The following is a 15,575-nucleotide window of genomic DNA, read 5'->3' as shown; positions in this document are numbered from 1 at the left end:
CAAGAACGATGATTGGCGCCCCAGGCCAGGCCCAGGACGATTGATTCAGGCCGGTGGTTTCACACGGGGGCGTTGACGAGCAGGCGCTCGACCTCTTCCACCGTGCGACATGGCAGCAACTGCGCGGGCGAAAGGCGCACCGCGAAGGCTTCGCCCAGGCGCGCCGCCAGCGGTTTGAGGTGCTGCGGCCGCAGGCCCATGGCCAGGAAATCCCTGGCCGGCTGGGTGGCGCCGAGCACCTGCTGGTAGATCGCCAGCACCTGGGCATGACGCTGCGGATCGCTGGGCAAAGCCGCCGCTATCGGCGCCTGCCCGGTGTCACCTTCAAGCAAGGCGCGGGCGAGCCTGCGGTCCGGCTTGCCGTTGGCGGTCAACGGCAAGGCGTCGACCTCGACGAACCGCGTGGGTACATGGGACTGCGCCAGCAAGGCCCGGGCATGCTCACGCAACGCCACGGCGCCGGGCGGCGCACCGTTGCGCCTTACATACAGCGCGCCGATGCAGGCCTCGCCCTGTTGCGTGTCGCCATAGTCCACCACCAGCACCTGCTGCACCGCCGGATGGCGGATCAGCTCGATCTCGATGTCCGGCAGCGACACCCGCACGCCGCGCACCTTCACGTAACCGTTGACCCGGCTGTCGAACAGCAGCACGCCGTCCTCGCGGTAGCGGCCACGGTCACCGGTACGGAAGGCACGCACTGGCGCGCCGTGCTCGTCGAGCACATCGACGAAGTCGCTCTGCACCAGTTCGCCGTCCTCCAGGTAGCCCAAGGCCAGGCCCACCCCACTGGTGTGGATACGCCCGGCGACGCCCTGCGGGCAATGCGCGCCGTGCTCGTCCAGCAGCCAGTAGCGGTTGCCCGGCAGTGGCCGGCCATAGGGCACCCTGGCGCGGTCCTGTTCACCGATTTCGTGCCAGATGCTCCAGATGGTGGTCTCGGTCGGGCCACCCAGGGACACCAGCCGCGCCTCGGGCAGTTGCTCGCGTAGTTCGGCGATCACCGCCGGCTTGATGTAGTCGCCGCCCTGGGCCAGCAGGCGCAGGCTGCGCAGACCATCACCCTGACGGCAGGCCAGGAGCATTTCGAGGATGGCCGGGACCGAGCACCAGAGGCTCACGCCGTGCTGCCTGACCAACTGGTTCCAACGCAGCGCATCCTTTTCCTCGCCGGGCTCGGGCAGCACCAGCGCCGCCCCGGCGCACAGGCTGCCGAACACGTCGAACAGCGACATGTCGTGGTGCAGCGGGGTCACCGAGATGAACACATCGTCGCGGCTGACCTGCCACTGCGCCAAGGTGCTGCCGATGACATTGGCGGTGGCGCGGTTGTTCAGCACCACGCACTTGGGCTTGCCGGTGGTGCCGGAGGTGTACAGGTAGTAGGCCGGCGCGGTGCTCGCCGACAAGGCCACCAGAGTCGTCAGGTCCAGGGCTGCCGGAGGGCTGGCCAGCAGTGGCGCAACGGCGTCGACCACCAGTGCCGGCTGGCAGTTGTCCAACAGATAGCGCAGGCGCTCCTCGGGCGCCGCCGCGTCGATCGGTACCCAGACCTGCCCGTTCAGGGCGCAGGCCAGGCTCGTCATGGTGTGCTCAGGACCGCGTGGCAGGCAAATGGCGACCACCTGGCCGGGGCGCAGCCCGCGGGCCTGGAATGCCCCGGCAATGCGCTTCACACCCTCCCCCAGTTCGGCATAGCTGATGCGCCGCTCGCCATGCAGCAAGGCGATGCGTCCATTGTCCGGGCCGAACAGGTTGTGGGCGATGCGCCCAAGGAAATCGACTGGTTCGGCCTGCGCCTCGCTGCTGTTCAGGCGGTAGTGGCCAAGGTCGATGAACTGCCGTGCGTGGACTTCGAATGCAACCTGCCCGGCCAATTGCGCCACCGCCTGGTTCAAGGCCACGAGCAGCTGTCCGACCCAGCGGCCATCGATTGCTTCGCGGGCATAGTCGATCTCGAACGCCAACCCGCCCTCGGCGGTGTTGCAGAAACGGATGTCCATGGCCACCTGCGGCGTCTGGGTCAGGCCCGCGCTCAGGTACATCGGGCCATCGACCGCGCCCACCGGCCAGGACAGGCCGTTGGTCAGCACCACCGGTAGCGCCGGGCCCGGGCCGTTGCTGTCGTACAGCAGGCGGGCCAGGTCCACGCCGGAGAACGCCAGATGCTGCAAGCCTTCCAGCACATCGGCCTGCAGGCGCTTGGCGCGCTCGGCCAGGCTGGGCAGGCCGCGCTGCCAATCGACGGCGATGAAGCTGGAGCGGTTGGCAAATGCGCCGTCCTGGGGCGGCGCCACCGGCACCGCCACGCACAGGCTGCCTTCGTCGAGCCAGTGGCCGAGCACTTCCAGCACCACGGCCATGATCGTCGAGTTCTTGAACAGCCCCTCACGCGCACCTGCGCGGCTCAATGCCTTGAACGCCTGGGCGGAGATTACCTGGCGCTGGCGGGCGTACCGGGCCACGCCGACCTTGTCCAAGGCTTGGCGCCACGGCAGCCTTGGCGCGCCGTCGACCTCAGCCAGCTTTGCCTTCCAATACTCGGCATCGGCCTTGCGCACCTCGCTCTGGTCGATGCCAGCCGCCGTCGGCTCGCTGGCCGTCAGCGGCTGGCAGTGCCCGTCGAACAGCTCGACCATCAAGGTCGCGATGGAGCGTCCATCAAGAATCAGCGCATCGAAGCGTACGAACACCACCAACTCGCCTTGTGGCAACTGGAAGGCGGTGACACTCCAGGGCGGCCCGGCCAGATCGAACAGCGCATGGGCATAGTCCTCGCGACGGACCTCGAGCTGCGCCTGAACCTGCTCGGCCGTCAACCCGTGCAGGTCGATCACCTCCAGGTTGACCTGCACCTGGTCGCTTGTCGACTGGGTCAATGCCTGGGCATCGATGCGGGTGCGCAGGCTATCGTGGCGGCGCACCATGTCCGTGAGGCGGCTGCGCAGCAGCGCCAGGTCCATGCGCCCGCGATACTCGCGGAACTCCTGCATGGCCACGCCGCCCAGCGGCAGATGCTCGCCACGCCCCAGCAGGTAGGCCTGTTGCAGGGCGTTCAGTGGTCGATCCCGGCTCGCCGCGATCGCCAATGGCTGGTGCAGCGCGCCCGTGTCGGCAGCCACCGCCACAGCCAGGGCGATGAAGCGCTCGAACAGTGCCTGGACCCAGTCAGCGGGCAATGCGTCCAGGCGCACGTCCCAATTGATCAGCAGGCCACCATCGGCCCGCGCCACCTGTGCGTCCAGGGCCACCTGCGGGCCCTGGGAGATCACCCAGTCCATCGGCCCGAACACCCGGTTCACCCGCTCGGAGAACAGCTCGCCGCCAGGCAGGTCCAGCCCTGCGGTAAATACCACCGGTGCCAGTTGCGGCGTACCGTGATGACGCGACAGGTCGCGCATCAGGTCCACGCCCGGATAGGCGCTGTGCGCCAGGCGCTCCACCAGTTGCCGATGCAGATCCCGGCACAGCGCGGCAAGGCTGGCGACACCCGTGAAGTCAACGTCCACCAGCACCAGGTTGGCGAACTCGCCAACGATGCGCTGCACAGGCTCCAGCAGCGGTTCACGCCAGAACACCGGGACGTTCAGGCGCAAGCGCCGATCGCCGGTGTGCTCACCCAGGGCGGTGGCGAACAGCCCGAGCATCAACGCCGACGAGGTGATCCGCTGCGCGCGCGCAGCGTGCTGCAAGGCACGATACTGCGCAGGTTCAAGGCGAGCGGCAAAGCGCTCGCTGCGTGCCGGCCCCGCAGGGAGCAAGGGCAGCGAGGGCGCCGGGGCGATCTGCGCCAGGCGTTTTCGCCACCAGGCGCGGTCGTGGCTGCGGGCGGCACGCAGGTCGGCATCGGCACGCACTTGGTCTAGCCAGTCGAAGTAGTTCGGTATGGTAGGCAGAACGCTTTCAGGCGAGTCGTACAGCCGGGCCAGGTCTTCCATCAGCACCCGGAAGCTCGACGGGTCCACCGCGATCATGTCGGTGTCCACGTGCAGCCGGCTGGCATTGCCCGGCAGCAGGCTCAGGCCGAAGCGCGCACCCTGGCCCATGCTCAGGTCCAGGCGCTGGTGGCTCCACTGCTGGCGTTTCTCCAGCAGGCGCCGCTCCACGGCTGGACCATCCAGATCGCTGAAATCCTCCAGCTCCAGTTGGGCGCGCTGTGCTTCGTCGATGGCCTGCAGCCCCTGCCCGTCGATGCGCAGGCTCAGCATCGGATGCGCCCGGTACAGCGCCTCAAGTGCGCCGGCAAGGCGCGCCACATCGATGGCCCGGCCATCGAACTCGGCGTACAGGTGCGCGCTGACGCCACCCAGTGCCGCATGTGCATCCCGCCCGATCCAACAGGCGGCCTGCATCGAAGTTAACTCTCTCATCGCTTACCCGCGTAGTTGACAAATCCATGTGTTTCGCGTCCTCATATTTACTAACGAGAATGATTATATTTCAAGGTTTTCTTTCTCACCCATCGCCAAGGAGGCAACCCATGAAGACAGGCACCCTGCGTTTGCAAGACAGGGACACCATGCCGCTCAACCAAGAGGATTCGAGCTTTTCATTCACATCCGGCGAGCGCGAGCTGAGCGTCAGCGGCCTGCGCGAACGCATCGACACTGCGGCCCACGCCAGCCATTTGGCCGGTGGCGCACTGCGGCGCAGCATCGACCAGGCCTTCGAACGCGCCCGCCAGGCCGGGCAGGAAAATCCCATCGTGGTCGGCGCAATCCCGTTCGACACCACCCAGGCTTCCAGCCTGTACGTGCCCGAGGCCTATACCTGGCAGGCGCGCGCCGCGGCTCCTGTAAAGCCCGGCTCGCTGCCTGCTCTGCTCAGCCAGGCCAACATCCCCGACGAACACGGTTTCAAGCGCGCCGTGCGCCACGCCATCGTCAACTTCCAGCACAGCGATGTGCGCAAGGCCGTGCTCTCGGTGCAGCGCGAACTGCACTTTGCCGCGCCCGTGGACACGGCCCAGGTGCAGGCCAACCTCAAGGCACTGAACCGCGAGGGCTACCACTTCCACGTGCCCCTGGCCGACGGTTCCACCCTGCTGGGGGTGAGCCCGGAACTGCTGGTGCACAAGCAAGGCAGCGCCTTCGTCAGCAATCCGCTGGCCGGCTCCGTGCGACGCATGGCCGACCCCGAGGCCGACCGCGCCAATGCGCAATGGCTGGCGGCGTCGGAGAAGGACCACTACGAGCACCGCCTGGTCACCGAGGACATCGCCCAGCGCGTCGGCGAGCTGTGCAGCCGCCTGCAGGTCCCCGAACGGCCCTCGCTGATCAGCACCGCCGCGTTGTGGCACCTGTCCACGCGCATCGAGGGCGAACTGGCCTCGGCCGATATCGACGCCCTGCAACTGGCCTGCCGCCTGCACCCGACCCCCGCCGTATGCGGTTACCCCACCGAGCGCGCCCGCCAGCTGATCCGCTTCGTCGAGCCCTTCGAGCGTGGCCTGTTCACCGGCATGGTCGGTTGGTGCGACGCCGAAGGCAACGGCGAGTGGGTGGTGACCATCCGCTGCGGCACCTTCAACGGCCAGCGCGTTCGCCTGTTCGCCGGCGCCGGCATCGTCGAGGCCTCCAGCCCCGACAGCGAATGGAACGAAGTACAGACCAAGCTCGGCACCATGCTGCGCGCCTGCGGCCTGGACCATTGACCTCAAACCCGCTTTCCGAGATGCCCATGACCATCGAATTCACCCCCTGGCCCGCGGACCGGGCGCAGCGCTATCGCGCCGCCGGCTACTGGAACGACCAGCCGCTCAGCCAGTTGCTGATCGCCCGCGCCGCCGTGCAGCCGCAAGCCCCGGCGATCCTCTGCGGCGAGCGCCGCATCAGCTACGGCGAACTGGATCGCCGTGCCTCCAACCTGGCATCGCGCCTGGCCGCCCACGGCCTGGGCCAGGGCGACACTGCGCTGGTGCAGCTGCCCAACGTCGCCGAGTTCTACATCGTGCTGTTCGCCCTGCTCAAGGCCGGCATCGCCCCGGTCAATGCGCTGTACAGCCACCGCCAGCACGAGCTGGGCGCCTTTGCCCGGCAGATCCAGCCGGCCCTGCTGATCGCTTCGGCGGAGCATGAGGTATTCCGCAATGACGCGTTCCTCGACGACCTGGCCAAGGAAGGCCTGCGCCCGAAGCTGACGCTGATGCTCGATGCCCTCGACGACTGGAGCGCCAGCGCCGATGTGCGCGGCACCCACTACGCGCCCAGCCCGTGCGGCGAGGTGGCGTTGTTCCAGCTGTCCGGCGGCAGCACCGGCACCCCCAAACTGATCCCGCGCACCCACAACGACTACGCCTACAGCGTGCGGGCCAGCGCGCAGATCTGCGCCCTCGACAGCGACACGCGCTTCCTCTGCGCGCTGCCGGCGGCGCACAACTACACCCTCAGTTCCCCCGGTGGCCTGGGCGTGCTGCACGCCGGCGGCTGCATCGTCATGGCGGCCAACCCGGAGCCGTTGCACTGCTTCGCCCTGATCGAACGCCACGCCGTGACCATGGCCGCCCTGGTGCCCAGCGCCGTGGCCCTGTGGCTGCAGGCCGCCCCCGGGCACGCCGCCAAGCTGCGCAGCCTGCGCCTGCTGCAGGTCGGTGGCGCCAGTTTCGCCGAGGCCTTGGCGCGCCAGGTTCCCGAGGTGCTGGGCTGCAAGCTGCAGCAGGTATTCGGCATGGCCGAGGGCCTGGTCAACTACACCCGTCTGGATGACAGCGACGAACAGGTATTCACCACCCAGGGCCGGCCGATCAGCGAACTGGACGAGGTGCGCATCCTCGACGAACAGGGCCAGCCGGTCGCCGACGGCGAGCCGGGCATGCTCGCCACCCGTGGCCCCTATACCTTCTGCGGCTACTACAAGAGCCTCGAGCACAACGCCCAGGTGTTCGACCAGGACGGTTTCTACCACTCCGGCGATATCGTCCAGCGCAGCGCCGACGGCAACCTGCGGGTCGTCGGGCGGGTCAAGGACCAGATCAACCGCGGCGGCGAGAAGGTCGCTTCGGAGGAGATCGAGAACCTGATCGTCATGCACCCCGACGTGACCCACGCCGCCCTGGTGGCGCTGCCCGACGAACTGCTCGGCGAGAAGAGCTGCGCCTTCATCGTCTCGCGCAACCCGCAACTCAAGCCGATCGCCTTGCGCCGCCACCTCATGGGCCTGGGCATCGCCGAATACAAGCTCCCGGATCGGATCCGGCTGATCGACGCCATGCCGCTGACCGCGGTGGGCAAGATCGACAAGAAGCAACTGCGCGCGCTGCTCGCCGTCGCCCCGACCGTCTGACCGTCCAAGGACCCGACATGACCATTCCAACCATCCACGACTACCCCATGCCGCAACCGGCCAGCTACCCGGCCAACAAGACCACCTGGCAACCCGACCCGGCCCGCGCCGTGCTGCTGATCCACGACATGCAGCGCTATTTCCTGCGCTTCTACCAGCCTGACGGCGCCCTGCTCACCGCGCTGGTGGACAACCTGTCGCGGCTGATCCAGTGGGCTCGCGCGCAAGGCATCCCGGTGGTCTACACCGCCCAGCCCCATGAACAGCCGCCTGAGGACCGCGCCCTGCTCAACGCCATGTGGGGCCCGGGGCTGCCCGCGGCCAGCCCCGAACAGCAACCGATCATCGACGCGCTTTCGCCGCAGCCGGGCGATACCGTGCTGACCAAGTGGCGCTACAGTGCCTTCCAGCGCTCCGACCTGCTCGAACGCATGCGCGGCTGGCAGCGGGACCAACTGCTGATCGGCGGCGTGTACGCCCATATCGGCTGCATGATCACCGCCGCCGACGCCTTCATGAACGATATCCAGGCCTTCCTGGTGGGCGACGCGGTGGCCGATTTCTCCGAGGAGGAGCACCGCCTGGCCCTGAAGTACGTGGCCACCCGCTGCGGCCATGTCACCGACACCGCCACCCTGCTGACCCAGCCGGCGGGCGTGACTACCCGTGACTGGCTGCACGGCCGGGTGCGCCAGATGATCGAGGACGACAGCGAGCTCGACCCCCAGGAAAGCCTGATCTTCTACGGCCTCGACTCGCTGCAGGTGATGAAACTGGCCGCCGAGCTCAAGCAGCGCGGCATCGCCGTCAGCTTCGAGGAGCTGGCCAACGCGCCGACGCTGGATGGCTGGTGGTCGCTGGTGCAAGCGCGGGGGGCCGCCTGATGGCCATGGCCCGCTTCACTGGCCGGCGCGTGCTGGTCACCGGTGCCGCCAGCGGCATCGGCCGCTGCGTGGCGCAGCGCTTTGTCGAGGAAGGCGCCGAGGTCATCGGCCTGGATTGCGAGGAGGCCGACGTGCCGTTCCCGCTGCTGCATGTCGACCTGACCGACCCGGCCGACGTGCAACGGGTCTGCGACCGGCTCAAGGAACAGGCGCAGTATCTCGATGTGCTGGTCAATGTGGCCGGCGTGCTGCGGCTCGGGCTCAGCGACGAGGTGTCCTGCGAGGACTGGCAGCGCTGCCTCGACGTCAATGCCAGCGCGCCGTTCTACCTGATGCGCCAGTGGACCCCGGTGTTCCGCCGCCAGCGCCGCGGCGCCATCGTCAACGTCGCTTCCAATGCAGCCCATGTGCCGCGGCTGAACATGGCCGCCTACTGCGCCTCCAAGGCCGCGCTGGTCAGCCTCAGCCACTGCGTGGGCCTCGAGCTTGCGCCCTATGGCGTGCGCTGCAACGTGGTCTCGCCGGGCTCGACGCGCACGCCGATGCTGGCCGGCATGCTGGGCGATCCGGCGGCAGAACGGCAGTTGATCGACGGCCTGCCACAGCAGTTCAAGCTCGGCGTGCCCCTGGGCAAGATCGCCACGCCCGACGATATCGCTCATGTGGTGCTGTTCCTCGCCTCCGAGCAGGCCGGCCACGTGACCCTGCAGGACATCGTGGTCGACGGCGGCGCCACCCTGGCCGCCTGAGCCCGACACGGCCACCGACAAGGACTTTCACCCGCAACGCGCCCGGCCCTGGTCGGCCGGGCGCGCTCCATGGAGCTGGACATGACATTCTCACCTGCCGACCACACACGTCTCGAGGCGTTCTGGCGCTACTGCCTCACCCACCAGTACTTCAATGTCGGCTACCCCGAATCCGCCGACTTCGACTACAGCCTGCTGCACCGTTTCATGCGCTTTTCCATCAACAACTGCGGCGACTGGAACGAGTACAGCAACTACCTGCTCAATTCCTTCGATTTCGAGCGCGAGGTGATGCGCTTCTTCGCCGAACTGTTCCACATCCCCTTCGAGGACAGCTGGGGCTACGTCACCAACGGCGGCACCGAAGGCAACATGTTCGGCTGCTACCTGGGCCGCGAGCTGTTCCCCGACGCCACGCTCTACTACTCCCAGGACACCCACTACTCGGTGGCCAAGATCGTCCGCCTGCTGCGCATCAAGGCCCAGGTGGTGGCGTCCCAGGCCAATGGCGAGATGGACTACGACGACCTGGTCGCACGGATCGCGGCCGACGGCGAGCACCACCCGATCATCTTCGCCAACATCGGCACCACCCTGCGCGGCGCCACTGACAACATCGCCACCATCCAGCAGCGCCTGGCCCAGGCCGGCATCCGCCGGGAGGACTACTACCTGCATGCCGACGCGGCACTCAGCGGCATGATCCTGCCCTTCGTCGACGCTCCCGAGCCCTACTCGTTCGCCGACGGCATCGACTCGATCTGCGTCTCGGGGCACAAGATGATCGGCTCGCCGATGCCCTGCGGCATCGTCGTGGCACGGCGCGCCAACGTCGAACGCATCTCGGTGGAGGTCGACTACATCAGCGCCCGCGACCAGACCATCAGCGGCTCGCGCAACGGCCACACGCCGCTGATGATGTGGGCCGCCCTGCGCAGCCGCTCCATGGACGACTGGCGTGAACGTATCCAACGCTGCCTGGACCTGGCCCAGCATGCGGTGGACCGGCTGCGGGCGGCGGGGATCGACGCCTGGCGCAATCCCAATTCGATCACCGTGGTGTTCCCCTGCCCCTCGGCCAGCGTGTGGAAGCGTCATTGCCTGGCCACCTCGGGCGACACCGCGCACTTGATCACCACCGCCCACCACCGGGACAGCACGCAGATCGATGCCTTGGTCGACGAGGTGATCGCCGATCTCAAGGCCCGTGGCAAGCCACCAGCCAGGCAACCGTTGCAAGGCGCCCTGGTCGACGGGCTGGCCACTCGCACCCAGGTCTACAGCACTGCCAGCCAGCCTCTGCGGGTGCCAGCGCCGGGCCTGGGAAAAGCCGAACCGCAACGCATCATCGCCCATCCCAAGGGCAGCGATAGCTGAACGCCGAGTCGTCATTCCGGGCGTTTGCATGTAAGCCTGTGCCTACAACGCGCGCGCCTGGAAGCTGGCGTGCCGAAAAACCGGGGGCGGGCTGATCCGCCCCTTGGCCGCCCCGCAGAGACCACCGCGCAGGCGACCCTCCGTGCGCGTTTGACAGCCCATGGCGTGGCTCTATAGTCCGTTTCCTGGCAACGGGAAGGATTTCTGTTTGCCTCGGACAAGAACCCCGCCATGTACAGGAGTTGCGTAATGGCCATGCTCACGGATGACGCTCCGTTCAAACCCGCCCTGCCTTGCCTTTTGCTCGCCCCCGCCTGCTTCGCCGTCAACCGACGACATTCCCGCCACTGACCGCAGCGCCAAAACCGACACCTGCCCGTGACCTGCCCTGGGCGGTCACTGCCTTCGTTCGCCTTCAATAAAGACAAAAGGTGCGTCATGACTGCGATCCGTTCGCCGCAAACGGCCGTTGCGCCGTTGCCGGAAACCGAAACACTGCGCTATCGCCCGGCCAACCCCGCCGATATCGAAGCCCTCGCCGCGCTGTTCCAGCAGGTCTATGGGCAGACCACCCACCCCTGCCAGAGCGCGTCCTACATCCGCCACTCGATGAGCAGCGGGCAACAGCAGTGGTTCGTCGCCGAGGCCGAGGGCAACCTGGCCGGTTGCTGCTGCATCGCCCGCCGCCCGTGGAACCAGTCGTGGGAGGTGTGCCACGGTGTTATTCACCCTGACGCGCGCAGGACCGGCGCCATCTCCAGCCTGGTCCGCCTCTGTTTCGAGACGCACCGGCCAGCGCCCATGGAACTGGGCTTCTACATTACCCGCAACATCGCCAGCCACGGTGTCATGAAGAAGATCCGCCCCGCCGTGCTGGTGGGCCATGACGGCGGCCCGGACAAGGTCGATGGCCTGCGCGAGTACCACCTGACCGCCATCCACCCTGTACCCCAGGCCGGCTTCGCGCACGTCGCCCCCTGGTACGTGACCACCCGCGCCGCCGACTATATCCGCAGGCTGCTCTACCCCGCCCTGCAGCTTGCCGTTGCCCCCGGCAGCTACCCGGACACCTACCTCAGCGGCCCGACCGGCATCGAACGCCATGGCCAGCTCAGCTACAGCCACGACCCGCAGGCCGCCGCGCTGATGCTGTCGGGCCAATGCGGCCGCTATGGCTCGACCCATGCCGTGCTGACCGAGCTGGGCGCGCTGCTGCGTCAGTATTCCCAGGCCGAGTACGTCGGCCTGGTGATCCTCGCCGACAAGCTGGAGCTGCTGGCCAGCCTGCGCCGCCTGGGCTTTGCGATCACCGCCTACCTGCCGGCCTGGCACCTGGAGAACGGCAGCCGCTACGACTGCATCCAGCTGGTGTTCCAGGACTTTGCCGTGGCGCCGCGCAGCCACGGTTTCGATGACGACATCGCCCGCTTCGACCTGGCCTACGCGCACCTGGCCAACAACCTCTGCAGCCTTCCCGCGGCCCCGGTTTCCCGGGCCGCCAGCTAACCGATCGGAGTTTCAGCAAGTGACCAAGGACCAATGGCTTAGTGTAAGAAAACAGATCCCCGACGGCGCCCGGGAACCCTGGACCGTGATGTTGTGGGTCGCCGACCTGCTGCTGCTGGCGGTGGCCTGGAACCTGTGGCTCGCCGACTCCACCGCCCTGCAGTTGCTGGGCCTGGCGCTGGCAGGTCTGGCCACCGTGCAGCTCTACCTGATCATGCACGAGGCGACCCACGGCGCCGCCTCGGCCAACCGTCGGTTCAACGACTTCATCGGCCACTGCAACGGCTGGCTGATCGCCCTGCCGTTCCTGGTCCGCCGGCGCTTCCACATGGCCCACCACACCTGGACTGCGCACCCGCTGAACGACCCGGAGAACCGCGGCATGATCGAGCGCTTCTCGGTGATGACCAAGAAGCAGGAGCGCACCCTGGAGTTCGTCTGGAAGCACTGGATTCCGATGATCGCCGCCAACCACTTCCTGCTCAACTGGCGCGCGCCATTCATCGCCAAGGCCAAGGGCGACAGTTCGCCACGGATCCTCAAGGAGATCCGCTTCGCCCGCCTGTACCTGGCCGGCTACCTGGCGGCGGCCGTGCTGGCCTGGAGCCTGGGGCACCTGCTGGACCTGGTGCTGTTCTACCTGATCACCTGGGTGTTCCTGTTCTTCATGGTCGAGCTGCTCAACCTGCCGCACCACGCCGAGGCCCCGCTGCTCGCCCGCGATGCCGATCGCCTGCAGTTCTGGGAGCAGGACGGCGTGTCCCACGACTGCAAGAGCCTGCCGCTGTGGTCGCGCTTCGTGATCCTCAACTTCAACCTGCACATCGTCCACCATGCCTTCCCCTCGGTGCCCTGGTACCGCCTGGCCAAGGTGCAGAAGCTGCTGGGCGAGCATGAGCTCGGCCATGCGCCGTCGCAGACGCATGAATGGGAGTTCGCGGTGAAGAACCGACGCCGGCCGTTGTTGCAGCTGATGGGGCATTTCTTCGATCAGCGTGGCTGAGAACGTCACCCTCCCCTGTAGGCACGGGCAAGACCGTTCCTACAGGGCACCACCTGTCAAGCAAGCCCACCAAAGCGCTTGAAGTAACTCTCGTTGGCATCCGGCAACGGCCCATCTGCCGTCTCCAGCGCACTGGCCAGGTACTCCTCCGCCCTGCCCTGCACCAGCCGGTACAGGTTGCGGCACAGCTGCCGCGCCGCGCGGCCTTCCCAATCCCCCGGCAACAGCTCGTCCGGCAACTGCGGATCACGCAGCAGCAGGCGGCGGTACTCGTGGATCAGCAGCGTGCGCGCCAGGAAGCAGTCCTGCGGGCTTGGCGCGTCCAGGTCCTTCATCGCCTGCCACAACGGGCGGAACAGACGGATGAACTCGCTGTAGTGCTGGCCCAGTTCCTCGATGTTCCAGCTTTCCCGCACCTGGGCGCGCAGGGCCTTGGAGGCCAGCACTTCCTGGGCGTGGGTCTCGAAGACGATGCAGTCGTCCTCGGCATCCTGCTCGCGCAGGGTCGCAGCGAGGTCGGCACGGTCGGTGCGCGGGCAGCCCAGCAGGTTCGCGCCCATGACGCCGAAGCCTTGCCACTCGAGCTCTTCACGCACGGCCTTGCGCTTGGTGGCATCGAGCTGGGCCAGCAGCACCAGGGTCCAGGCGCCGTTCCAGGCCGGCAGGCTGGCGCTGTAGACGCGCTTGAAGGCTTTTTCGAAGCGCCGCCGGCCGGTGCCGGTGAGGCTGTAATAGCTGCGCCGACCGACCTTTTCGGCGGTCAGCCAGCCTTCCTTGGTCAGGCGGAAGATCGAGGTGCGGATCAGCCGCTCGTTAATGCCCATCGGCTCCAGCAGGTTGATCAGGCTGCCCAGCCAGACCGTGCCGCCATGGGGTTCGATGGCATCGCCGTAGAGAGTGATGATCAGGGAGCTGGCGCGGATCGGCGTCTGCTCCTGGAAGCGGGTGATCAGGTGATTCAGGGGGGCAAGGCTGCTCATGGGGGAACGAGGCGCGGCTAAAGCCTCGACTATACCTGCCTGCCGCGACCGCGCAAGGCTCATGCACCGCCCTCGGCCTTGGGCCTGAAGCCGGAGTCGCCCATGCGCGGGCGGTCCTGCTCCGGCGCGGTCAATGGCGGGCATTCCACCAGCGCGCTCAGGCAACGCCGGGCGAGGCTGTGGTATTCGGCGGTACCGCGCTGTTTCCAGGCCAGTTCCTGGTCGCTGAGCGGGCGCTTGGCCACGGCCGGCGCGCCGACCACCAGGTGTTGCTGCGGGCATTCGAAGCCGGCCTTGACGAAGGCCGTGGCGGCGACGATGCAGCGCGGGGCGATATGCGCGGCGTCCATGACCACCGCGTTCATGCCGACCAGGGCATCCTCGCCGATCCGGCAGCCGTGCAGCACGGCGCCATGGCCGATATGGCCGTTGCGCTCGACCACCGTGTCGCCGCCGGGAAAACCGTGCATCACGCAGGTGTCCTGCAGGTTGGCGCCCTCTTCCAGGATGATTCGCCCGAAATCGCCGCGCAGCGAGGCCAAGGGGCCGATGTAGCAGTTTGCGCCGACCAGCACGTCGCCGATCAGTACGGCGCTGGGGTGTACATAGGCGCTGGGATGGACCACGGGGGTCAGGCCGTCGAGGCGGTAGCAGGGCATGGGTCTGGCTCTCGATATGATTCAGAAGACTTGTCGATCCTGTATCAGATCAAATCACTTAGTCAACACCTTGCTGGTGTATCGCATTCTTCACCAAGCTTCAGACCTGTGAAGACCTCATCACTAGGCAAGCCCGCCCCAATATCAGCTATGAAAGCAAGGCAGCGTGGGAGCGGGTTTGTCCCGCGATAGCGTAACTCGCCTCACATAAAGATACGTAATTATAATTTCCATGTTGATTTTATGTATCGCATTGAACATATACTTGCCCCAGCACCACGAAAAACTTCAAGAAAAGCCGGCCCCCAGCCGGCGCCGAACGTGCAGCCCGAGGTATCCCATGCCAAGCAACCTCATCGTGCAGGCCCCGGCGGACGGTGTCCGCCTGATCACCCTGCACCGCCCGCAAGCCCTGAACGCCCTGAACACAGCGCTGCTGGAAGAGCTGGCCGCAGAACTGCATGCCGCCGACCAGGATCCGCAGATCCGAGCCGTGGTCATCACCGGCAGCCGCAAGGCCTTCGCCGCCGGCGCCGATATCAACGAAATGGCCGAGCGCGACCTGGTCGGCATCCTCGACGACCCACGCGTGGCCCACTGGCAAAGCATCGCCGGTTTCGGCAAACCCCTGATCGCCGCGGTCAACGGCTTCGCCCTCGGCGGCGGCTGCGAACTGGTGATGTGCGCCGATATCGTCATCGCTGGCAGCGACGCCCGTTTCGGCCAGCCGGAAATCAACCTCGGCATCCTCCCCGGCGCCGGCGGCACCCAGCGCCTGCTGCGCGCCGTGGGCAAGCCGCTGGCCATGCAGATGGTCCTCGGCGGCGAGGCCATCGGCGCCCGCCATGCCCTGCAGGCCGGCCTGGTCAGTGAAGTCACCGAGCCCGAACTCACCGTCGAGCGTGCCCTGCAGGTAGCCGTCGCCATCGCCGCCAAGGCGCCGCTGGCGGTGCGCCTAGCCAAGGAGGCGCTGCTCAAGGCCCAGGACATGGACCTGGCGAGCGGCCTGCGCTTCGAGCGCCACGCCTTCACCCTGCTGGCCGGCACCGCCGACCGCAACGAAGGCATCCGTGCCTTCCAGGAAAAACGCCCGGCCCGATTCCAAGGGCTGTAAGCCTTCCACCGACTGACGGAGC

The 15,575-nt window shown here is 67.2% G+C and carries 11 protein-coding genes; 8 read left to right on the top strand and 3 right to left on the bottom strand.

Features of this window, described 5'->3' with window-relative positions; all coding sequences use genetic code 11:
* Positions 1 to 59 precede the first annotated feature (59 nt).
* A complete protein-coding gene (locus tag LU688_RS14375; protein ID WP_232888157.1) occupies positions 60 to 4,352 on the bottom strand; it encodes an amino acid adenylation domain-containing protein in 4,293 nt (1,430 codons plus the stop codon).
* A 128-nt stretch (positions 4,353 to 4,480) separates the two neighbouring features.
* Here LU688_RS14375 and LU688_RS14370 point away from each other — a divergent pair, with 128 nt between their 5' ends.
* The 7 genes from LU688_RS14370 (at position 4,481) to LU688_RS14340 (ending at position 12,800) form a co-directional block, all read left to right on the top strand.
* Entirely contained in the window at positions 4,481 to 5,653 is a 1,173-nt protein-coding gene (locus tag LU688_RS14370; protein WP_094009910.1) for an isochorismate synthase, read from the top strand.
* A 26-nt stretch (positions 5,654 to 5,679) separates the two neighbouring features.
* On the top strand, positions 5,680 to 7,281 hold the full coding sequence (locus tag LU688_RS14365; protein WP_094009909.1) for a (2,3-dihydroxybenzoyl)adenylate synthase: 1,602 nt from the start codon (positions 5,680 to 5,682) through the stop codon (positions 7,279 to 7,281).
* Between the two features lie 17 nt (positions 7,282 to 7,298).
* Positions 7,299 to 8,165 (top strand): isochorismatase, encoded by an 867-nt coding sequence (locus tag LU688_RS14360; protein WP_023632374.1) that lies wholly within the window; start codon positions 7,299 to 7,301, stop codon positions 8,163 to 8,165.
* A complete protein-coding gene (gene dhbA, locus LU688_RS14355) occupies positions 8,132 to 8,914 on the top strand; it encodes a 2,3-dihydro-2,3-dihydroxybenzoate dehydrogenase (protein ID WP_353511530.1) in 783 nt (260 codons plus the stop codon). The genes LU688_RS14360 and dhbA overlap by 34 nt, the downstream gene beginning before the upstream one ends.
* An 81-nt stretch (positions 8,915 to 8,995) precedes the next feature.
* Positions 8,996 to 10,291, top strand: a complete 1,296-nt coding sequence (locus tag LU688_RS14350) for a histidine decarboxylase (RefSeq protein ID WP_094009908.1) — start codon at positions 8,996 to 8,998, stop codon at positions 10,289 to 10,291.
* A gap of 438 nt (positions 10,292 to 10,729) precedes the next feature.
* On the top strand, positions 10,730 to 11,797 hold the full coding sequence (locus LU688_RS14345; RefSeq protein WP_232888158.1) for a GNAT family N-acetyltransferase: 1,068 nt from the start codon (positions 10,730 to 10,732) through the stop codon (positions 11,795 to 11,797).
* 19 nt (positions 11,798 to 11,816) lie between these two features.
* Positions 11,817 to 12,800: a fatty acid desaturase family protein gene (locus LU688_RS14340; protein WP_094009906.1), complete on the top strand. Its 984-nt coding sequence runs from the start codon at positions 11,817 to 11,819 to the stop codon at positions 12,798 to 12,800.
* Positions 12,801 to 12,856: 56 nt separating this feature from the next.
* Here LU688_RS14340 and paaX read toward each other — a convergent pair whose 3' ends face one another.
* Positions 12,857 to 13,780, bottom strand: coding sequence for a phenylacetic acid degradation operon negative regulatory protein PaaX (gene paaX, locus LU688_RS14335; protein WP_104443873.1), 924 nt, complete (start codon positions 13,778 to 13,780; stop codon positions 12,857 to 12,859).
* A gap of 59 nt (positions 13,781 to 13,839) precedes the next feature.
* A complete protein-coding gene (gene paaY, locus LU688_RS14330) occupies positions 13,840 to 14,439 on the bottom strand; it encodes a phenylacetic acid degradation protein PaaY (RefSeq protein ID WP_094009904.1) in 600 nt (199 codons plus the stop codon).
* A 340-nt stretch (positions 14,440 to 14,779) separates the two neighbouring features.
* Between paaY and paaF the strand changes: the two genes are divergently transcribed.
* A complete protein-coding gene (gene paaF / locus LU688_RS14325) occupies positions 14,780 to 15,553 on the top strand; it encodes a 2,3-dehydroadipyl-CoA hydratase PaaF (RefSeq protein ID WP_160290662.1) in 774 nt (257 codons plus the stop codon).
* Positions 15,554 to 15,575: the final 22 nt, after the last annotated feature.

The sequence above is a fragment of the Pseudomonas soli genome (assembly GCF_021283165.2).
In the GTDB taxonomy this organism is placed as follows: domain Bacteria; phylum Pseudomonadota; class Gammaproteobacteria; order Pseudomonadales; family Pseudomonadaceae; genus Aquipseudomonas; species Aquipseudomonas soli.
Note: the sequence above shows the minus strand (reverse complement) of the source record. Positions and strands in the feature narration are given on the sequence as shown.

What these genes read in the sequence shown, in the direction of transcription:
- LU688_RS14375 (WP_232888157.1), bottom strand. Translation starts at nt 4,352, where the DNA reads ATGCAGGCCGCCTGTTGGATCGGGCGGGATGCACATGCGGCACTGGGT.
- LU688_RS14370 (WP_094009910.1), top strand. Translation starts at nt 4,481, where the DNA reads ATGAAGACAGGCACCCTGCGTTTGCAAGACAGGGACACCATGCCGCTC.
- LU688_RS14365 (WP_094009909.1), top strand. Translation starts at nt 5,680, where the DNA reads ATGACCATCGAATTCACCCCCTGGCCCGCGGACCGGGCGCAGCGCTAT.
- LU688_RS14360 (WP_023632374.1), top strand. Translation starts at nt 7,299, where the DNA reads ATGACCATTCCAACCATCCACGACTACCCCATGCCGCAACCGGCCAGC.
- LU688_RS14350 (WP_094009908.1), top strand. Translation starts at nt 8,996, where the DNA reads ATGACATTCTCACCTGCCGACCACACACGTCTCGAGGCGTTCTGGCGC.
- LU688_RS14345 (WP_232888158.1), top strand. Translation starts at nt 10,730, where the DNA reads ATGACTGCGATCCGTTCGCCGCAAACGGCCGTTGCGCCGTTGCCGGAA.
- paaX (WP_104443873.1), bottom strand. Translation starts at nt 13,780, where the DNA reads ATGAGCAGCCTTGCCCCCCTGAATCACCTGATCACCCGCTTCCAGGAG.
- paaY (WP_094009904.1), bottom strand. Translation starts at nt 14,439, where the DNA reads ATGCCCTGCTACCGCCTCGACGGCCTGACCCCCGTGGTCCATCCCAGC.
- paaF (WP_160290662.1), top strand. Translation starts at nt 14,780, where the DNA reads ATGCCAAGCAACCTCATCGTGCAGGCCCCGGCGGACGGTGTCCGCCTG.